Source organism: Sporosarcina sp. SAFN-015, from assembly GCF_059415085.1.
Genome location: NZ_JBPFDR010000001.1, coordinates 283,634 through 302,683, shown reverse-complemented (window position 1 = coordinate 302,683; position 19,050 = coordinate 283,634). Strand labels below are relative to the sequence as shown.

Below are 19,050 nucleotides of genomic sequence, written 5' to 3'. Positions count from 1 at the left end.
GAAGGGCGTTCTTTTTCAAACGGCTTTCATTCATAAAAACATTTCGAAAAATCATTTTGAAAAGTGGATTTTGCCTGTTCCTTCCACGTATAATAAAAGAACATTGGGGAAAGAGGTGAGGAGATGAAACTGTATCATCATGTATTGATTATTATAGTGATCATAATCCTCATCTTTTCCTTATACGGTGTAGGTTACGGTGCCATTCCATTCTTGCTTGCCGCCCTTTATCTCGGCTTCCTAAGCGTCAAAGAATTCCAACGCTTCAAGAAGAGTAGAAGATGGTAGCATAACAGGCACTTCATTGTATATAATGATAATTATGCTTTTGCTCAGAGAAAGGACGTGCGTACGTTGAATCTACATGAATTAACGAAAGAAGAACTACTGGAAGAATCAATGATCGATATCGCTTATGCCATATTGACGGAACGACGGGTAGCATTGACACTTGAACAACTATTGAATGAAATCCGTGAATTGACAGGAATATCGGAGAGTGAAGTGAAGGACAGGCTGCTTCAATTCTACACAGATATGAATATCGATGGAAGATTCCTTGCCATTAACAACAATGAATGGGGCTTGCGTGAATGGTATCCGGTCGACCAGATCGAAGAAGAAACGGCTCCTGTCGTCAAAGTTCGCAAGAAGAAAAAGAAAAAAGCGTATGACGATGAGGACGAAGAAGAGGAAGACGAAGAGGAAGAAGAAATCGACGAAGACGAGTTGTTCGACGAAGAATTCGACGAGCTCGATGATGACGACGAAGAAGATTTGGATGAAGAAGATGAAGAAGAAGAAATCATCGAAATCGAAGAGGATCTCATCGGTGACGATGAAGAGCTCGAAATCGTACCTGACGACGAATTAGATATTGACGATGAAGACGAAGAAGATGAGGAAGACGAGGAAGAAGAGGACCTTCTCTAATACTTTCCACTTGACTTCGGGCCTTTAAGGATTTAAGCTTCTATTTGGGCTCCTTGAAAAAGGACACATGAATCCGTGTATAAGCGCTCCTCTTGTAGATAATCTACAGTGGAGCGCTTTTTTCGTATTTTACGACATTCGACCGACCCCCATCACGAAGGAGGAGCTTTAGATGACAAAATATATTTTTGTAACCGGCGGAGTTGTTTCGTCTTTAGGAAAAGGTATTAATGCCGCATCCCTTGGAAGACTGTTGAAAAGCAGAGGCTTGCAAGTGACCAACCAAAAATTTGATCCATACATCAATTTGGATCCACGCATGATGAGCCCATACCAGCACGGTGAAGTTTTCGTAACAGAAGACGGTGCTGAAACCGACCTCGACATCGGCCACTATGAACGGTTCATTGACATCAAATTGAACAAATACTCCAACGTCACAATGGGGAAAGTATACTCTTCCGTTCTGCGGAAAGAGCGCCGCGGTGATTACAAAGGGGCGACAGTTCAAGTCATCCCGCATATTACAAATGAAATCAAAAGCCTCATAAAAAGGGCTGGCCAAGAAACGAACGCTGACGTCGTCATTACCGAAATCGGCGGAAGCGTCGGCGATATCGAATCGCTTCCATATCTCGAAGCAATCCGTCAAATGAAGACTGATCTTGGCAAAGATGATGTCATGTACATCCATAATACGCTAGTTCCTTACTTGCACGCTGCCGGTGAAATGAAAACCAAACCGACACAGCATAGTGTAAAAGAATTGCGCAGCCTCGGCATCCAGCCGAATATGATCGTCGTCCGCAGTGAATACCCTGTACCGCAGGAAATGAAAGATAAAATCGCTTTATTCTGCAACATCAAACCTGAAGAAGTTATCGAAGCGCTTGATGTGGAAACATTATACGAAGTGCCGATCCGTCTTCATGAGCAAAACATGGACAAGATCGTCGTTGATTTCCTTGGCCTCGAAACGAAAGAGCCGGATTTGACAGAAATCCAGGAGCTTATCGATCGTGTCAGCCATCTATCACGAAAAGTGAAAATTGCACTTGTTGGTAAATATGTAGAATTGCAAGATGCTTATATTTCTGCAGTGGAAGCATTCCGCCATGCCGGCTACGAATTCGATACAGACATCGAAATCGACTGGATCAATTCCGAAGAAGTGACGAATGAAAACGTCGAAGACATCTTGAAGGATGCAGACGGCATCTTCGTTCCTGGCGGATTCGGAGACCGTGGCATCGACGGCAAAATCGAAGCAATCAGCTACGCGCGTGAACATAACATTCCATTCTTCGGCGTTGGCCTCGGCATGCAACTTGCTGCAGTGGAATTCGCACGCGACGTCCTTGGCATCAAAGACGCGCATTCCGCTGAATTTGACGGTGAAACGTCCAATCCTATCATCGAAAACAACCGTGACTTCGAAGAACGTTCTGACATCGAGCAAGCGAGCGGAGACATGAGACTCGGAGCGCATCCATGTAAGTTGACGGAAGGCACGAAAACGCAAGAAGCGTATAACGATGAATTGGTATACGAGCGTCATCGCCACCGCTTCGAATTCAACAATATTTATCGCGAGCAATTCGAAAGCGCCGGCATGATCGTAGCAGGCGAAAGCCCGGACGGCCATCTCGTGGAAATCATTGAGTTGAAGGACCACCCGTTCTTCATCGGAACTCAATTCCATCCAGAATTCGCATCACGCCCGAGCCGCCCACAGCCGCTCATCCGCGAATTCATCCGCGCAGCACTCGCGCACCAAGGGTAATAGCCAATAAAAAAACAGAAACCACCATAATTTGGTTGGTTTCTGTTTTTTTTATATTGAATGAAAGGGCAGCGCTCATAAAAATCGGAAAAGCGCTCAAGAATCGCGGCAAGCGCTCAAGAATACGGAAAAGCGCTCAAGAACCGCGGCAAGCGCTCAAGAATACGGAAAAGCGCTCAAGAATCGCGGCAAGCGCTCAAGAATACGGAAAAGCGCTCAAGAACCGCGGAAAACGCTCAAGAATACGGAAAAGCGCTCAAGAACCGCGGAAAACGCTCAAGAATACGGAAAAGCGCTCAAGAACTGCGGCAAACGCTCAAGAATACGGAAAAACGCTCATAAATCCGAATGAACGCTCATAACCGCCCCATAACTTACTCCTCTTCACTCACCATCTCGTCATACGCCATCTTAACCGCCTCATACAAAAATAGCGCAGCTAACAAATTCGGCTGAACGATTCGGCTGCCGATATCCTCGCCCGGCAATATCCCTTTCAACACACCTGTCGCCATATACGTATACGCCAAATCCGCCAATTCGTTATCCTCAGTCGCTTTCTCGCTCGCAACGACGGCGAACGGAATGAATTTCCCGGCGAGCAACCGCGCTAATTCTAGCGCTCGCGCGTCCGCTGCTGACCGAGCAAAAAGCCACACTCGATCCTCGGAATGAATCTCCATCCCTTCCTCATAAAGTACAGCACCTTTGAACGGTTCCGCGGCAAACGTTGCGTTTAATCCGACGGCTTCCATTTCATCGAAGCCGGCAAATATAACCCGTCCTTCCCCAATCGTCGCCTGAGCCAACAGCCGCGCCGTCTCCTCGACGGCCTCTTCATTATTCGAACCGGCACGCTGCAAAAGCCCGCCGATTTGTGTCGTCAATATTTTCATGTAAACCACCTCGTTCCCATTATATTTACTAGCAGGAATAAAACCAAGTTTTGCAATGCGGTTTTGCCGAAAAACAAAGTCGCAATAATTATAAAAAAAGAAGGAGTTTCAACATTTTTGTCAAATTGTAATCTATTGGGTCAATTAAATAAAAAGGGGTGGACCTTTTGAAGAGTTTGCTAATCGTCGACGATCAAGCCGGAATACGACTTTTACTAAATGAGGTATTCACAAAAGAGGGGTTTGAAGCGAGGTTGGCCGCAAATGGCGCGGAAGCTCTCCAATCGGTTACAGAAAAAGAACCCGATTGCGTCTTACTGGACATGAAAATGCCGGGAATTGACGGAGTGGAAGTGTTGAAAAGGCTAAAGAAAGACTGGCCTCACATACCTGTAATCATGATGACAGCCTATGGGGAGGTCGAACTTACAGACGAGGCCATTGAAAACGGTGCAGAAAAGTATTTTACAAAACCATTCAATATTTACGAAGTGCGTGATGCGGTCAAAGAAATTTTGATTCGCCAGGATTAAAAAAATAGAAAACGAAGACGCGCTGCGGCAACAACCCAGACAGTAGTAAATGCTGTCTGTTTTTGTTATGATAAAAGAGGTAAATATTGATTCAAACAATAAATTTTTCTCGACGATCCGGAGGAGGCTATTGCAATGGCACTTGTTTCAATGAAAGAAATGATGATCAAAGGCAAAAATGAAGGATATGCAATCGGACAGTTCAACTTGAACAACCTGGAATACACGCAGGCGATCCTGCAAGCGGCGCAAGAAGAGAATTCCCCGGTAATACTTGGTGTTTCCGAAGGAGCGGGCCGTTATATGGGCGGGTTTACGACTGTCGTCAACATGGTGAAAGGGTTAATGCATGATTACAATATCACCGTTCCCGTCGCTATCCATCTGGACCACGGATCCAGTTTCGAAAAATGCAAAGAGGCGATCGACGCAGGCTTCACATCTGTCATGATCGACGCATCTTCCAAACCTCTAGCGGAAAACATTGAAATCACGAAAAAAGTTGTGGAATATGCCCACGCAAAAGGCGTATCCGTTGAAGCAGAGCTTGGAGTTGTCGGTGGACAGGAAGACGACGTCATCGCTGACGGAGTCATTTACGCAGACCCTGCAGAATGTAAAGAGCTCGTCGACAGCACAGACATTGACTGCTTGGCACCAGCACTCGGATCGGTTCACGGACCATACAAAGGAGAGCCGAACTTAGGATTCAAGGAAATGGAAGAAATCTCGAGCCAATCAGACCTTCCACTCGTCCTACACGGCGGAACAGGCATCCCGACGAAAGATATCCAACGCGCAATCTCACTCGGCACTGCAAAAATCAACGTCAACACTGAAAATCAAATCGAAGGCACAAAAGCCGTCCGCGACATATTGAACGCAGACGCCAACGTCTACGATCCACGTAAATACCTAGCACCAATGCGCGACGCCATCAAGAAAACAGTCATCGGCAAAATGCGCGAGTTTGGTAGCTCGGGAAAAGCGTAAGGCGCTTGCTCAGTAGAGGTTCGCAGTCTAAGGGCGCCGCTTCCTGCGGCAACGACTGCATGACCGGCTTCCTGCCGGCCTCAGGCATAAGGCGAAGATGCGGCGTGGCGCTTTTTGCCACAGAGCACCTTTGACTTATGACCCGAGCAAATCGAACTGCGAAGGGTTCGATTTGCCGTATTTCTGCGGTTTTTGCAGAAATTAAGGCATCCATTTCTAGCGCCTGAAGCTAGACAAGGAAAAGCTTAATTCATACTGATTATTAGAATGAGTTATGAAAATATATTGATTGAAGCGGAAGGCGGCGACTCCTGGGGGAAAAGCACGAGCTGAAGACCCCACAACGAAGCGAAGCGAAGTGAGGAGGCTGAAGCCATGCCCCCGGAAAGCATCCGCCTGTAGCGAAAGCCGTCACGAAGAATGGCTTTTGCGAGCAAAAGCACTAGCGTTGCGAGCACCGGTACTTCCGGAAATCTTAGCAGCAATCAGGAGAAGCATCAAAATCAGATGCATTCTCCTTCTTTTCCATACATCGAAGGAGGAACTATACTCATGAAATTTTTCATCGACACGGCAAACTTTGAAGAAATAAAAGAAGCGCATAGCTGGGGAATCCTATCCGGCGTAACAACAAACCCTTCACTCGTAGCGAAAGAAAACATTTCATTCCACGACAGACTGCGCGAAATCACAGCACTCGTACCAGGATCTGTCAGCGCTGAAGTCATCGCACTCGACGCAGAAGGAATGATCAAAGAAGGACGCGAACTCGCAAAAATCGCGCCGAACATCACTGTAAAGCTTCCAATGACGCCAGAAGGACTGAAAGCATGCTCCGTTTTCGCACAAGAAGGCATCAAAACAAACGTGACCCTCATTTTCAGTGCCAACCAAGCATTGCTTGCAGCACGCGCTGGAGCCACTTACGTATCCCCATTCCTCGGCAGACTCGATGATATTGGTCAAGAAGGAATTCATCTGATCAGCACAATCGCGGACATCTTCACAATTCATGACATGGATACGCAAATTATTGCAGCTTCCATCCGCAGCCCGCAGCATATTACAGACGCGGCACTTGCAGGAGCACATATCGCAACAACGCCGTTCAACGTGCTCAAGCAATTATTCAACCATCCGTTGACAGACAAAGGCATTCAGCAATTCCTTGATGATTGGGAAGCAAGAAAGAACAAGTGAAACGCCTAAAGGAGACTGAAATGGACGTTTATAAAATTAGAGGCGGCAAACCTCTACGTGGAACGATAAAAGTAAGCGGAGCGAAAAACAGTGCCGTCGCATTGATTCCGGCTTCTATTTTGGCGGATTCACCTGTAACGATCGACGGACTTCCGGAAATCTCGGACGTCCTCACTCTTAAAGCGCTCCTTGAAGATATTGGCGGGAAAGTGGAATTTGAATCGGGCAAGATGACGATCGACCCGACAGAAATGATTGCCATGCCACTTCCAAACGGCAACGTGAAAAAATTGAGAGCATCGTATTACATGATGGGTGCTATGCTTGGGCGTTTCAAACATGCAGCAATCGGCCTTCCCGGAGGATGCCATTTAGGCCCTCGTCCAATCGATCAGCACATTAAGGGCTTCGAAGCATTGGGAGCAAAAGTAACGAACGAGCACGGCGCCATCTACTTGCGTGCCGATGAATTGCGCGGCGCAAAAATCTATTTGGACGTCGTCTCTGTCGGTGCGACAATTAATATTATGCTCGCTGCAGTTCGTGCAAAAGGGCGGACGATCATTGAAAACGCGGCGAAAGAACCGGAAATCATCGATGTTGCCACTTTGCTATCGAATATGGGCGCCAACATTAAAGGTGCTGGAACGAATGTTATCCGCATCGAAGGCGTCGAGCGACTGCACGGTACGAAGCATACGATCATTCCGGACAGAATCGAAGCGGGCACTTTCATGATCATGGCGGCTGCAGTCGGTGACGGCATTACGATTGATAACGTCATTCCGTTCCACGTTGAAGCATTGACCGCGAAATTACGCGAGATGGGCGTCAAAGTGGAGGAAAGGGAAGAGCATATCTTCATTCCAAAGTCGGAGAGTTTGATGGCGGTTGACGTGAAAACGCTCGTCTACCCAGGATTCCCGACCGACTTGCAGCAACCGTTCTCCGTTTTATTGACGCAGGCAAACGGCTCATCCGTCATCACAGATACGATCTATTCTGCGCGCTTCAAGCAAATAGATGAACTAAGACGGATGAATGCCGACGGAAAAGTGGAAGGGCAATCAGTCATTCTTTCTGGGCCTGCTTCACTTCAGGCGGCGACGGTCCGTGCTTCCGACCTCCGTGCAGGAGCAGCCCTCATCATTGCGGGATTGCTCGCTGAAGGCGAAACGGAAATCCAGGAAATTCAACATATCGAACGGGGCTACAGCTCGATCATCGAGAAACTTCGCGGCATTGGGGCGGACATCCGAAAAGAGTCGGTGCCCGAGAAAGCGATTATCAGTGAATAAAAACCTTATGCTATACTAAAGACGAATCTTACAACTTAGAATAAAAAGCACGTAATTGAAAAGAATAGCGTTTAAGTTATAATGAAATGCGCTAAACGGGAGGAACAATCATAATGGAACGCAGTTTATCGATGGAATTAGTACGTGTAACAGAGGCGGCGGCAGTATCGGCTTCCCGCTGGATGGGGCGCGGTTTGAAAAACGAAGCGGATGACGCCGCAACGACAGCGATGCGTACTGTGTTCGACACGATTCCGATGCAAGGAGTCGTCGTAATCGGCGAAGGCGAAATGGACGAAGCACCAATGCTTTATATCGGTGAAGAGCTCGGAACAGGCGAAGGCCCGGAAGTGGACGTTGCCGTCGACCCGCTGGAAGGTACGAACATTGTCGCATCAGGAGGCTGGAATGCGCTAGCAGTCATCGCAATCGCGGATAAAGGAAACCTCCTCAACGCACCTGACATGTACATGGAAAAAATCGCGGTCGGACCTGAAGCGGTCGGTAAAATCGACATCAATGCATCCGTCACGGATAACTTGCACGCTGTCGCCAAAGCGAAAAACAAATCAATCGATGAAGTTGTGGCAACTGTCCTCAACCGTGAACGCCATTCGAAAATTATTGAAGAAATCAGAGCTGCTGGCGCGCGCATCAAGCTTATCAATGACGGTGACGTCGCAGCAGCGATCAATACAGCATTTGACGACACAGGCGTAGACATCCTATTCGGCCTCGGCGGAGCACCTGAAGGCGTGATCGCGGCAGTTGGACTCAAATGCCTAGGCGGAGAAATCCAAGGCCGTCTTATCCCTTCAAATGAAGAAGAGCGCCTCCGTTGCGAAAAAATGGGCATCGATGTCTCGAAAGTCCTCTACATGGATGACCTTGTCAAAGGCGACGACGCCATCTTCGCCGCGACAGGCGTTACAGACGGCGAATTGTTGCGCGGCGTTCAATTCAAAGGCGGCTACAGCGAAACCCACTCACTCGTTATGCGATCCAAATCCGGAACAATCCGTTTCGTAGAAGGACGCCACAGCATGAAGAAAAAACCGAACTTGGTAATGGAAGACTGAATATGTTTTAATTAAAAATAGCAAGCCTCAGCCCGGCTTTCCGCCGGGCATCCTTCTAATGTCGGTTCACCTACCCAATTGAAAAAAACCTCAAAACGAAAAACAAATAAAGAGTGGAGCTTACGATACTATGCCAATTCTAACAATCGCCAGCTTGGAAAATATGACCCTGAAAGAGTTATATGAGCTTGCAAGAGAATACAAAATCTCCTATTACAGCAAACTAACGAAAAAAGAGCTGATTTTCGCCATCCTGAAATCAAGAGCCGAACAGGAAGGGTTTTTCTTCATGGAAGGCGTACTCGAAATCATTCAATCAGAAGGATACGGATTCCTTCGTCCAATCAACTACTCGCCTAGCTCCGAAGACATCTACATCTCCGCTTCCCAAATCAGACGATTCGATTTACGGAACGGAGACAAAGTAACAGGGAAAGTACGTCCGCCGAAAGAAAATGAACGGTATTACGGCTTGCTGCAAGTAGAAGCAGTCAACGGGGAAGACCCGGAAGTCGCAAGGGAACGCGTCCATTTCCCAGCACTCACGCCGCTTTATCCAGATCGTCATATTAAACTTGAAACAACACCACATAAACTGTCGACTCGCATTATGGACCTAGTATCCCCAGTCGGATTCGGTCAGCGTGGATTGATCGTTGCTCCTCCTAAAGCGGGAAAAACGATGCTCTTGAAGGAAATCGCCAATGCCATTACGACGAATCATCCTGAAGCAGAATTGATCGTCCTCCTTATCGACGAGCGTCCAGAGGAAGTGACGGACATCGAACGTTCTGTCAACGCCGATGTTGTCAGCTCGACATTCGACGAAGTTCCAGAAAACCACGTCAAAGTGGCCGAGCTTGTTCTTGAACGCGCCATGCGCCTCGTAGAACATAAACGAGACGTCGTCATTCTGATGGATTCCATCACAAGATTGGCGCGCGCGTATAACCTCGTCATCCCGCCAAGCGGCCGTACGCTTTCAGGCGGTATCGACCCTGCGGCATTCCACCGTCCGAAGCGTTTCTTCGGTGCAGCGCGGAATCTTGAGGAAGGCGGCAGCTTGACGATTTTGGCAACCGCTTTGATCGACACAGGTTCGCGTATGGATGAAGTCATTTACGAGGAATTCAAAGGGACCGGAAACATGGAATTGCATCTTGACCGCAGCCTAGCAGAACGCCGTATCTTCCCGGCTCTCGACATCCGTCGCTCTGGAACGCGTAAAGAGGAATTGCTCATCCCGACCGAACAACTCGAAAAACTGTGGGCAATCCGAAAAACGTTCTCCGACGCACCAGATTTCGCAGAACGCTTCCTGAAAAAACTACGTCAATCCAAATCGAACGAAGAGTTCTTCGACAAGCTCAATGAAGAAATGAAAGCCCATCGCAACGGAAAAGGGCTGCTTTGATTCGAAATAAAAATCTGGACAATGCCCGTCCAATTTGTTATAATTCTTGAGTATGGTTTATAGCCATCTGCTGCATATGCGGTTGACATATTCGGACCGTGTAAGGCATCAGTCTTATGCAACACCCTACAATAATACTCTGTTCCAGATGGTTCAGGGCGAGAGGAGAGAGACCGATGAGAGCAGGAATTCATCCAAACTACAAAGTAGCGACTGTTACTTGTTCATGTGGAAACACATTCGAAACAGGTTCTGTAAAAGAGGACATTCGCGTTGAAGTTTGTTCAGAATGCCATCCATTCTACACTGGACGCCAAAAATTCGCTGCAGCGGACGGACGTATCGACCGCTTCAACAAAAAATATGGCTTCAAAGAAGAAGGACAAGAATAAGAACATTCCAACCCGCCAACATTGTTTGGCGGGTTTTCAATTTGGGAATAAAACGAATAGATTTCTTTTTGAACACACTCCTTTCTTTATCATGTGGCGCGAAGATAATTTCTCTTGATTGGCGCTATCCACGGACCCTCCATAACATATTCTGACACGAAATAAAAGACGTCCTTTCCACGGTTTTTTAATGTATGATAGACATTCCGACAACAAACAGAACAACTTTACATATAGCAAGAATTGAAAGGGGAACCAACATGTACGTAACAATGCAAGGCGGCTGGATAGAAGTGATTTGTGGAAGCATGTTTTCAGGAAAATCCGAGGAATTGATCCGACGCGTACGCCGCGCTCAATTTGCGAAACAAAAAATTGCAGTTTTCAAGCCAGAAATCGACGACCGATATAGCGAGGAAGCAGTCGTCAGCCATAACGGAACGACAGTCATTGCCACACCGGTTGCCGAATCGACACAAATTGAGCAATTTGTAAAAGATGATTACGATATCATCGCAATTGACGAAGCGCAATTTTTCGATGAAGGCATCGTCGACGTCGTCATGGAATTGGCAGATCGTGGATTCCGTGTCATCGTCGCAGGACTCGACCAAGATTTCCGAGGAGAACCATTCGGACCAATGCCGCAGCTCATGGCTGTCGCTGAAAACGTCACAAAATTGCAAGCTGTTTGCACCGTCTGCGGATCCCCTGCTAGCCGGACGCAGCGGCTCATTAACGGACAACCTGCCGGATATGACGATCCGATCATCCTCGTCGGTGCATCCGAAGCATACGAAGCAAGATGCCGCATGCACCATGAAGTCCCAAACGGCGTAACCGCGAACGTGGCGGTTAAATAAATATTGAAATGACAGCATGGATTAGTTCTATGCTGTTTTTTTATTGCCCTTGAAACACACACTATCCACAACCCTTGAATACTATGGCTAATGGCAATGAGTAAAGGAAGGGAGATGGATGAAAATGAAAAATTGGATTTCTGCATTTCTTTTTATCATGATAATTGGATTGTTTGGCTGCCAACAGCGAACGGTGATTGAACAACATACTGAAAGCGCAGAAACGCCTGAACGGGCAGAACAGGCGGAACAACAATCAGAATCGGCCAAGCAGCCGGTTGCTCAAACGGAAATCATCCCGGCGATAGCTCCGGTTATCAACATTATCGATCCGGCAACCGATGAATTGATCCACACGATAACTCCGCTCGACCTCGGCTACGAAATGGACATCACTGCGTACATAGCGAAAATCGAACAACTTGCAAAAGAGCTTGCGCGCGGAGTCGATGGAAAACCTGGCTATGATCAAAGGATGATCCTCGATAGATTGGACGAACAGGGCAATCTTATCGAAGGCAACCCGCTCATCCTGTTGCGGGAAAGCATTTTAGTGGAGCGGATAATGGAAGTGTCAGCCACGGGAGGGACTGTTGAATTGCCGATTGAAACAACAAAGAGCGGCTATGAGCCGGAAGATGTTCCGCTGTTAGACGATGTAGTCATCGCTTCCTATACGACTTATTTCAATCCCGCGGATAAAAATCGGAATAAAAACATTGAACTTTCAGCAACAGCAATTGACAAAGTCATCGTCGGCAAGGGAGACCATTTCTCCTTCAACACCGTCGTCGGACCGCGGGACGAAGCAAACGGCTACCAACCGGCCCCGGAAATTATCAACAAAAAACTTGTCATGGGAATAGGCGGAGGGATTTGCCAAACATCCTCCACTTTATTCAATGCTGTCGATCAGCTCCCGGTGAAATACATTGAATGGCACCATCATTCAATAGACATCGGCTACGTCCCGAAAGGAAGGGATGCAACTGTTTCCTACGGAGGCCTCGACTTCAGATTTCAAAACACGGCGGCTGCTCCGTTCCTAATCAAATCCGTCTATGGGAATAACTTTTTGACGATTGAAATCACAACAGCGGAGAAATATGTGGATAAATTCAAGTAAGTTGGCATGCTGAATGCCAAGCTAGTGGTTGTAAGTCCGAAGCTAGTGCCGGCGCGTTCAAAGTGAGCTTTCGCGCGTCCAAAGCGATTGCCCGCGCGTCCAAATTGAGCTTTCGCGCGTCCAAAGCGAGTGTCTGCGCGTCCAAATTGAGCTTTCTAGCGTCCAAAGCGAGTGTCTGCGCGTCCAAAGCGAGCACTCGCGCGTTCAAAGCAAGCTCCGGCGCGTCCAAAGAGAGCCGCTACGCGTCCAAAGAGAGCCGCTACGCGTCCAAAGTGAGCCGCCACACGTCCAAAGCGAGCTAGGACGCGTCCGAAACACTCACGCAAACCCCCACACCCAAAGAAATCACTGTATTTCAGCGCCTTATTCCCGTACAATTAGTATACAAAACAGACTGAGAACGAAGAGGTGCAATGACTATGTTTGATAGGCTTCAAGCCGTTGAGGATCGATATGAGCGATTGAATGAATTGCTGAGCGATCCGGATATTGTAAGCGATATGACCAAGCTGCGGACGTATTCGAAGGAGCAGTCTGACTTGCAGGATACAGTCGATGCGTACCGTGAATATAAGAGTGCGACGACGCAGTATGACAATGCAAAAGAAATGCTCGAGGAACCGTTAGACGACGAAATGAAAGAACTTGTCAAAATGGAAATCGCAGAGCTCGATGAACAGATCGAGTCGCTTGAAAAGAGATTGAAACTGTTGCTCGTTCCGAAAGATCCGAACGATGATAAAAACGTCATTATGGAGATCCGCGGCGCGGCGGGCGGCGACGAAGCGGCGCTGTTTGCGGGCAACTTATATAGAATGTACAGTCGGTTCGCAGAAACGAATCATTGGAAAGTGGAAGTGATGGACTCCTCGCCGACTGAGCTTGGCGGATTCAAAGAAATCATTTTCATGATCAATGGGAGCGGAGCGTACTCCAAGCTGAAATATGAAAACGGAGCACATCGAGTCCAGCGTGTGCCGGAAACGGAATCGGGCGGCCGGATCCATACGTCGACGGCGACCGTCGCCGTATTGCCGGAAGCGGAGGAGGTTGAAATCGATATTCACGATAAAGACATCCGAACAGACACATTCGCATCATCCGGACCAGGTGGACAATCGGTCAACACAACAATGTCCGCTGTCCGTCTGACGCATTTGCCGACGGGAATCACCGTTTCCTGCCAAGATGAAAAATCGCAGATCAAAAACAAAGAGAAAGCGATGAAAGTTCTACGCGCGCGCATTTACGATAAATTCATGCAAGAAGCGCAAGCAGAATACGATGAAAAGCGGAAATCCGCCGTCGGGACGGGAGATCGCTCCGAACGGATCCGCACATACAACTTCCCGCAAAATCGTGTAACAGATCACAGGATCGGCCTTACAATCCAAAAACTTGATCAGATTATCGAAGGGAAGCTCGATGAAGTGATCGACGCCCTAATTGTCGAGGACCAGGCAAGACGGCTGGAAAGCTTGGATAAGAATGACTGAAAAAATCTATGAAGCACTCAATAAAGCGAAATCCCTTCTTGAATCCAAAAACTTGGATAGCCATGCTGCACAGCTGCTTATGGAGCATGTGACGCAAAAATCCGGTGCATCGTTGCTTGCGGACTTTCGAGAACTTCTTACACCTGAACAGCACAAAGCGTTTTGGAATAAAACCGATGAGTTGCTCACAGGCAAGCCTGTCCAACATATTATCGGCACAGAACAGTTTTACGGACTGTCGTTCGAGGTGAATGAACACGTCCTCATCCCTCGGCCTGAAACGGAGGAGCTCGTATTTGGCGCACTCGAACGTAGCCGCAACTTCCCGAAAGAATGCCGCGTGGCGGATATCGGTACAGGGAGCGGTGCGATCGCGATTGCTTTCAAAAAAGAACGACCTGAATCACTTGTCACAGCGACGGATATTAGTGAAGCGGCTCTCAAGGTCGCAAAGCGGAATGCAAAGCGCAACGGAGTCGACGTCGATTTCAAACTCGGCAATATGATGGAACCGATTGCGGATGAAAAGTGGGATGTCGTGCTATCGAATCCGCCGTATATCGCTTGGGACGAGTCCAAAGAAATGTCTGCGACAGTGCTCGACTTCGAACCGCATAGCGCGTTGTTTGCGGATGATAACGGACTTTTCTTCTATAAACAGCTTGCGGAAAAATTGCCGCCGCTTATGAACAAGCCTTCGCTCATCGGCGTCGAGATCGGCTACCTGCAAGGATCGGCAGTGAGCGAGCTTTTCCAAAAGGCGTTCCCAGGTGCGCGAGTTTCCGTAGAAAAAGATGTGAACGGAAAAGATCGAATGATATTTTGCGAGATTCGTGAATAAAACCTTCCGACCCTGTCCACAATGAGGTCAGGAGGGGATGGATATGTTGCAAGACTATGAAATTACGAATCTAAAACCAAATAAACGGATGGATCGTTGGATGGCAGTTGTCGAGTTCATTCTCGTGTTGTTCCTTATCCAGTCCGCGTTGCTATTATTCACAGGGCAAGGAGAGCAGGAAGAGGAGATCAGATTCCGGATTCTGTCGCACTCGAATGCACCTGCCGATCAACAATTGAAGGAAGAAATCCGGCTTGTCGTTGAGCCGATGATCAATCAAGCGATTTCACAAGCAGAATCGAAATCAGAAATTGTGGATAACTTAGAGGCGATTGAAGCGAAAATCCTACAGACCGCAAAATTGATGGCGGACGGACAAGACGTAAGCTTCGAACGGACAGCCGCTCTGTTCCCGCCGAAGCGGTCGGGCTTTGTCATCACGCCGCAAGCGCCGTATGACGCGTATATTTTGACGATCGGCAGCGGGCGGGGCGACAATTGGTGGTGCTCTTTGTTTCCGAGGGTCTGTTTCCCTGACAAAGATGTCGAAGAATCAGACGACGAGAAAGTCACTTTCTTCATTTGGGAGTGGATAAAGTCATTGTTTGATTGAAGTTATCCACGTTTGACTGTGGATAAGTGAACGAAACTGTGTATAAATGGGGGTTTGAACTTTGGAAACTGAAATCGTTTCAGTGGATAACGATATGGATAACTCAATAAGTTATCAACGTGCTGTGGATATGTTGAAAAATGGAGGCGTTGTCGCGTTCCCGACCGAAACGGTTTACGGTCTCGGCGCGCTTGCGACGGATGAGGCTGCTGTGCAACGGATTTTCGAAGCGAAAGGGCGCCCGTCCGACAATCCGCTCATCGTACATATAGGCAATCAAGAAGATGTGGAAAAGTATGCAGAGGACATACCGGAAAATGCAAGTAAGCTGATGGATGCATTTTGGCCGGGCCCGCTGACGCTTGTCTTCCATAAGAGGCCCGGTGTCATTGCGGAAAATGTCACACCGGGCTTTGGCACGGTCGGTTTGCGGATGCCCGATCATCCTGTCGCGCTTACGCTTCTTCGCACGCTTGACGGACCGCTTGCTGCACCGAGCGCGAATCGTAGCGGCAAGCCGAGCCCAACGGAAGCCGCTCACGTGATGACCGATCTCAATGGACGGATTCCGCTCATCGTCGACGGCGGGAAGACGGGTGTCGGCGTCGAATCGACGGTTCTTGACATGACCGCGAATCCTCCTGAAATTTTGCGGCCCGGCGGCGTGACGCGCGAAATGATCGAGGATGTGATTGGTCCTGTTCGAGCGGAGAGCAAATCGGCGAGCGTGACCGATGAGGTAGCGCCGCGTGCACCTGGCATGAAATATATGCATTACGCTCCGGAGTCGCCGCTTTTCGTCATTCAGCCGGATGAGTCGGTAATCCGTGAAGCGGTCATGCAGCTGAAATCCGAAGGGAAACGGGTTGCCGTCATCGGGCCTGATGATTTCGATATAAAAGAGGCAGACTGGTATTTCCCGGTCGGTCCACTTCATGATAACGGGGCGATGGCTGGGAATCTTTACGGAGCGATCCGTCAATGCGATTCGACGGACGCCGATCTTATTCTTGCCGCTGCGACCGATTCTGAAGGAGTCGGAACCGCGGTCATGAACCGCCTGTTGAAAGCCGCGGATGGAAAAAGGTACAACGGGTACTGAATGGACCACTTTTCCAACAATCAAAGATGAACGGATAATAGGATATGAATGACCTCCTAAACGAGCGCATAAGATGGATGGATGCGGAAGTTGGGAGGTCAATTCATTGTTGGAAATATTTGCTGCAAGCGTCACGACAATCGATGTCGTTGTTGTTTTATCGTTGCTCCAATTGCGTAAAGGAAGGCTCGTTCTCGCATTGTGGATAACATTCCTGAACATGGTGCTGCCTTTCGCAGGATTTGTCATGGGGGATTGGTCTGCCGATCTTTTTTCGGTATGGAGCCATTTGCTTTCAGGGGTTCTTCTTGCATTGATCGGCATCCACATGCTATTGCAGGACGATGACAACAGCAATCTGAATCGTCAGCTCCATCCGGCGTTCATTGCGCTCGCCGTCAGCTTGGACACCTTTTCGGTAAGTGTTTCTTTCGGCATGCTCCATTTGAATAAAATACTGTTCATCCTCGCTTCAGGATTTCTCTCATTCTTTTTTTCCTGCTTGGCACTTTATTACGGAAGATTTTTGAACATCAAAAACGGAAGGCTGCTTCGCATCATTGCGGGTCTTGCTTTATTGACTATGGGGATATTGTCATGGTTTTGATGAAATTATCTATTTCTTTATTCACGGATATCGAGTATCCTAAAGGTAGGTGATCATGAATGAATATTTATTTTATTTGCACAGGGAATACATGCAGAAGCCCGATGGCGGAGGCGATTCTCCGTTCGAAGGCGATAGAGGGCGTCGTTGTTCGGTCAGCAGGTGTAAGTGCGGTTGACGGGTTGCCGATTTCTTCGAATGCGAAGACGCTAATCGAAGAAGCGGGCATGCCATATACGCCGGTTTCCAATGCAGTAACAGCGGAAGAGCTGGAATGGGCGGATCTTGTCTTGACGATGACGGTATCGCATAAGGATCTTTTGCTGCATTTATTCCCGGAAATTGAAAAGAAGACATTTACATTGAAAGAGTTCGCCACTTCGGGGGATAACGGGGATGTACACGATCCGTACGGCGGCAGTTTAGCTACGTACCGGACGACTTTCGATGAATTGGACAAGTTAATTGAGCTGTTGAAGATGAAGCTGATGGAGGATGGGGAATGAAGAAGAAATTCGGTTTGCGTAAGAAATTGGTTTTATTCGTAACGGTACTTGCAGTTGTCACATATTCGACGAGCGCCTTGTTCATCAACTATATTCGGCCGGAGTTCTTTCCGAATATCCAGCCGTTCGTATTTGAAATCAGTACATATGCGTTAGGGATTATATGGTCAGGCATTTTGGCGGCATTATTCAGCACGATCTTGACGAAGCCTCTGCAAAACTTGGAGAAGGCTGCAATCGAAGTCGCAGACGGAAAAATTGGCATGGATATTGAGCTGCCGAAGTCATCCGACGAAATCCGCTCCGTTGCGGAAGCGTTCCAACAGCTCGTCGTCAATTTGCGGACAATCGTTGCGGAAATTGAGACGAATTTCGAGAAGACGGCCCATACAGTCGACCGGTTATCCGGTGAGACAAGCAGTGCGGCATCACAAGCGGACGCGGTCGCTTCAACGATCATGGAAATTTCCTCGGGCGCTGAAGCTTCGGCGGTAGCGATTCAGGAAACGGCAGAGGCGATCGAGGATGTAAGGATGCTTGCTGCGGAAGTGAGCAGCCGTGCGGAAGATTCGTCAGAGCAATCGAAAGAAATGCTAGTCGAACTTGAGCGTACGACGGAAGTGTTCCGAGCGCTCGTAAAAGGGATCCGTGATATGTCGGATCAAAGCGAGCAGTCGCTCGGTACAATTCGTGAGCTCGATCAAAATGCGCAGAAAATCGGTGAAATCGTCCAGCTCGTCGGCAGCATCGCAGGCCAGACGAATTTGCTGGCGCTGAACGCTTCCATCGAGGCAGCGCGCGCCGGAGAGCATGGGAAAGGGTTCGCAGTCGTCGCGGAGGAAGTGCGGGTACTTGCGGATGAAAGTGCGAAAGCGGTACATAGCATCGACGAACTCGTGAAAATGATCCAGTCTGACGTCACGAAAGTCGTGAAAGAAATGGAAAGGCAAGTGAGCACGGCAGCGAACGAAGCAAACCGCGCCGATGCAACGAGCGGCAACGTCGAAGCAATGGCGGCAAAAGTGAATGGCATGGCCGATTCTGTCGTCAAAATTTCGGAGCTCGTCGAACACCAGCTATCGAATATCGAAACGACCGCTTTGCAATCGCAAGAAGTTGCGGCTATCGCGGAACAGACATCTGCAGGCGCCGAAGAAGTACGCGCCGCAACGGAAGAGCAAGTGAAATCGATCGAGCAGACCGATATTATGGCAAGCCACTTGAAGAAGCAATCGGAAGACCTTTATAAAGTCATCAGCCAGTTCGATCGTTCATAACAATATCATTCATTTCACAGCCCGAAATAGTGACGCCAGGGCTGTGTTTTTTTGTCGAACAATGGTAGAATGATTTGTGAGTAAATTAAGAAAAGAGG

General features: G+C 48.3%; 21 protein-coding genes. 19 read left to right on the top strand and 2 right to left on the bottom strand.

Features of this window, described 5'->3' with window-relative positions; all coding sequences use genetic code 11:
* Positions 1–123 precede the first annotated feature (123 nt).
* The 3 genes from ACR65H_RS01330 to pyrG all read left to right on the top strand — a co-directional run bounded on the left by ACR65H_RS01330 (position 124) and on the right by pyrG (position 2,716).
* Positions 124–288: a hypothetical protein gene (locus ACR65H_RS01330; RefSeq protein WP_440498253.1), complete on the top strand. Its 165-nt coding sequence runs from the start codon at positions 124–126 to the stop codon at positions 286–288.
* Positions 289–345: 57 nt separating this feature from the next.
* Entirely contained in the window at positions 346–933 is a 588-nt protein-coding gene (rpoE, locus tag ACR65H_RS01325; protein ID WP_440498252.1) for a DNA-directed RNA polymerase subunit delta, read from the top strand.
* 172 nt (positions 934–1,105) lie between these two features.
* On the top strand, positions 1,106–2,716 hold the full coding sequence (gene pyrG / locus ACR65H_RS01320; RefSeq protein ID WP_440498251.1) for a CTP synthase: 1,611 nt from the start codon (positions 1,106–1,108) through the stop codon (positions 2,714–2,716).
* Between the two features lie 374 nt (positions 2,717–3,090).
* Here pyrG and ACR65H_RS01315 read toward each other — a convergent pair whose 3' ends face one another.
* Positions 3,091–3,612, bottom strand: coding sequence for a DUF2529 family protein (locus ACR65H_RS01315; protein ID WP_440498250.1), 522 nt, complete (start codon positions 3,610–3,612; stop codon positions 3,091–3,093).
* Positions 3,613–3,779: 167 nt separating this feature from the next.
* On the opposite strand from ACR65H_RS01315, the gene ACR65H_RS01310 reads away from it, so the two are divergent.
* The 9 genes from ACR65H_RS01310 to ACR65H_RS01270 all read left to right on the top strand — a co-directional run bounded on the left by ACR65H_RS01310 (position 3,780) and on the right by ACR65H_RS01270 (position 12,510).
* The gene (locus tag ACR65H_RS01310; RefSeq protein ID WP_440498249.1) at positions 3,780–4,145 is read left to right on the top strand and encodes a response regulator; all 366 of its coding nucleotides are present in this window, start codon (positions 3,780–3,782) and stop codon (positions 4,143–4,145) included.
* Between the two features lie 135 nt (positions 4,146–4,280).
* Positions 4,281–5,138, top strand: a complete 858-nt coding sequence (locus tag ACR65H_RS01305) for a class II fructose-bisphosphate aldolase (RefSeq protein ID WP_440498248.1) — start codon at positions 4,281–4,283, stop codon at positions 5,136–5,138.
* 552 nt (positions 5,139–5,690) lie between these two features.
* Positions 5,691–6,338, top strand: coding sequence for a fructose-6-phosphate aldolase (fsa, locus tag ACR65H_RS01300; RefSeq protein WP_440498247.1), 648 nt, complete (start codon positions 5,691–5,693; stop codon positions 6,336–6,338).
* A 20-nt stretch (positions 6,339–6,358) separates the two neighbouring features.
* Complete coding sequence (murA, locus tag ACR65H_RS01295) at positions 6,359–7,636, top strand: UDP-N-acetylglucosamine 1-carboxyvinyltransferase (RefSeq protein WP_440498246.1); 1,278 nt, start codon at positions 6,359–6,361, stop codon at positions 7,634–7,636.
* Positions 7,637–7,749: 113 nt separating this feature from the next.
* Complete coding sequence (gene glpX, locus ACR65H_RS01290) at positions 7,750–8,715, top strand: class II fructose-bisphosphatase (RefSeq protein WP_440498245.1); 966 nt, start codon at positions 7,750–7,752, stop codon at positions 8,713–8,715.
* 130 nt (positions 8,716–8,845) lie between these two features.
* Complete coding sequence (gene rho / locus ACR65H_RS01285; protein ID WP_440498244.1) at positions 8,846–10,129, top strand: transcription termination factor Rho; 1,284 nt, start codon at positions 8,846–8,848, stop codon at positions 10,127–10,129.
* Positions 10,130–10,305: 176 nt separating this feature from the next.
* Positions 10,306–10,521 carry a 50S ribosomal protein L31 gene (rpmE, locus tag ACR65H_RS01280; RefSeq protein WP_060209476.1) on the top strand — a complete coding sequence of 72 codons (216 nt, stop codon included), beginning with the start codon at positions 10,306–10,308 and terminating at the stop codon, positions 10,519–10,521.
* A 260-nt stretch (positions 10,522–10,781) separates the two neighbouring features.
* Entirely contained in the window at positions 10,782–11,384 is a 603-nt protein-coding gene (locus tag ACR65H_RS01275) for a thymidine kinase (RefSeq protein ID WP_440498243.1), read from the top strand.
* A 118-nt stretch (positions 11,385–11,502) separates the two neighbouring features.
* Positions 11,503–12,510: a VanW family protein gene (locus ACR65H_RS01270; protein ID WP_440498242.1), complete on the top strand. Its 1,008-nt coding sequence runs from the start codon at positions 11,503–11,505 to the stop codon at positions 12,508–12,510.
* On the opposite strand, the gene ACR65H_RS01265 is transcribed toward ACR65H_RS01270, so the two are convergent.
* Positions 12,503–12,718 carry a hypothetical protein gene (locus ACR65H_RS01265; protein WP_440498241.1) on the bottom strand — a complete coding sequence of 72 codons (216 nt, stop codon included), beginning with the start codon at positions 12,716–12,718 and terminating at the stop codon, positions 12,503–12,505. The genes ACR65H_RS01270 and ACR65H_RS01265 overlap by 8 nt on opposite strands.
* Positions 12,719–12,929: 211 nt before the next feature.
* Here ACR65H_RS01265 and prfA point away from each other — a divergent pair, with 211 nt between their 5' ends.
* The 7 genes from prfA to ACR65H_RS01230 all read left to right on the top strand — a co-directional run bounded on the left by prfA (position 12,930) and on the right by ACR65H_RS01230 (position 18,952).
* Positions 12,930–14,006, top strand: coding sequence for a peptide chain release factor 1 (prfA, locus tag ACR65H_RS01260; RefSeq protein WP_440498240.1), 1,077 nt, complete (start codon positions 12,930–12,932; stop codon positions 14,004–14,006).
* Positions 13,999–14,847: a peptide chain release factor N(5)-glutamine methyltransferase gene (prmC, locus tag ACR65H_RS01255; RefSeq protein WP_440498239.1), complete on the top strand. Its 849-nt coding sequence runs from the start codon at positions 13,999–14,001 to the stop codon at positions 14,845–14,847. The genes prfA and prmC overlap by 8 nt, the downstream gene beginning before the upstream one ends.
* A gap of 43 nt (positions 14,848–14,890) precedes the next feature.
* Entirely contained in the window at positions 14,891–15,460 is a 570-nt protein-coding gene (locus ACR65H_RS01250) for a stage II sporulation protein R (RefSeq protein ID WP_440498238.1), read from the top strand.
* 61 nt (positions 15,461–15,521) lie between these two features.
* Complete coding sequence (locus ACR65H_RS01245) at positions 15,522–16,562, top strand: L-threonylcarbamoyladenylate synthase (protein WP_440498237.1); 1,041 nt, start codon at positions 15,522–15,524, stop codon at positions 16,560–16,562.
* 106 nt (positions 16,563–16,668) lie between these two features.
* The gene (locus ACR65H_RS01240) at positions 16,669–17,169 is read left to right on the top strand and encodes a manganese efflux pump MntP (protein WP_440498236.1); all 501 of its coding nucleotides are present in this window, start codon (positions 16,669–16,671) and stop codon (positions 17,167–17,169) included.
* Between the two features lie 59 nt (positions 17,170–17,228).
* The gene (locus tag ACR65H_RS01235) at positions 17,229–17,675 is read left to right on the top strand and encodes a low molecular weight protein arginine phosphatase (RefSeq protein ID WP_440498235.1); all 447 of its coding nucleotides are present in this window, start codon (positions 17,229–17,231) and stop codon (positions 17,673–17,675) included.
* Complete coding sequence (locus ACR65H_RS01230; protein WP_440498234.1) at positions 17,672–18,952, top strand: methyl-accepting chemotaxis protein; 1,281 nt, start codon at positions 17,672–17,674, stop codon at positions 18,950–18,952. The genes ACR65H_RS01235 and ACR65H_RS01230 overlap by 4 nt, the downstream gene beginning before the upstream one ends.
* Positions 18,953–19,050 lie beyond the last annotated feature (98 nt).

Excerpts from the sequence above, each read along its gene's own strand:
- ACR65H_RS01330 (WP_440498253.1), top strand. The coding sequence starts at position 124 with ATGAAACTGTATCATCATGTATTGATTATTATAGTGATCATAATCCTC.
- pyrG (WP_440498251.1), top strand. The coding sequence starts at position 1,106 with ATGACAAAATATATTTTTGTAACCGGCGGAGTTGTTTCGTCTTTAGGA.
- ACR65H_RS01315 (WP_440498250.1), bottom strand. The coding sequence starts at position 3,612 with ATGAAAATATTGACGACACAAATCGGCGGGCTTTTGCAGCGTGCCGGT.
- ACR65H_RS01305 (WP_440498248.1), top strand. The coding sequence starts at position 4,281 with ATGGCACTTGTTTCAATGAAAGAAATGATGATCAAAGGCAAAAATGAA.
- fsa (WP_440498247.1), top strand. The coding sequence starts at position 5,691 with ATGAAATTTTTCATCGACACGGCAAACTTTGAAGAAATAAAAGAAGCG.
- murA (WP_440498246.1), top strand. The coding sequence starts at position 6,359 with ATGGACGTTTATAAAATTAGAGGCGGCAAACCTCTACGTGGAACGATA.
- glpX (WP_440498245.1), top strand. The coding sequence starts at position 7,750 with ATGGAACGCAGTTTATCGATGGAATTAGTACGTGTAACAGAGGCGGCG.
- rho (WP_440498244.1), top strand. The coding sequence starts at position 8,846 with ATGCCAATTCTAACAATCGCCAGCTTGGAAAATATGACCCTGAAAGAG.
- rpmE (WP_060209476.1), top strand. The coding sequence starts at position 10,306 with ATGAGAGCAGGAATTCATCCAAACTACAAAGTAGCGACTGTTACTTGT.
- ACR65H_RS01275 (WP_440498243.1), top strand. The coding sequence starts at position 10,782 with ATGTACGTAACAATGCAAGGCGGCTGGATAGAAGTGATTTGTGGAAGC.
- ACR65H_RS01270 (WP_440498242.1), top strand. The coding sequence starts at position 11,503 with ATGAAAATGAAAAATTGGATTTCTGCATTTCTTTTTATCATGATAATT.
- prfA (WP_440498240.1), top strand. The coding sequence starts at position 12,930 with ATGTTTGATAGGCTTCAAGCCGTTGAGGATCGATATGAGCGATTGAAT.
- prmC (WP_440498239.1), top strand. The coding sequence starts at position 13,999 with ATGACTGAAAAAATCTATGAAGCACTCAATAAAGCGAAATCCCTTCTT.
- ACR65H_RS01250 (WP_440498238.1), top strand. The coding sequence starts at position 14,891 with ATGTTGCAAGACTATGAAATTACGAATCTAAAACCAAATAAACGGATG.
- ACR65H_RS01235 (WP_440498235.1), top strand. The coding sequence starts at position 17,229 with ATGAATATTTATTTTATTTGCACAGGGAATACATGCAGAAGCCCGATG.
- ACR65H_RS01230 (WP_440498234.1), top strand. The coding sequence starts at position 17,672 with ATGAAGAAGAAATTCGGTTTGCGTAAGAAATTGGTTTTATTCGTAACG.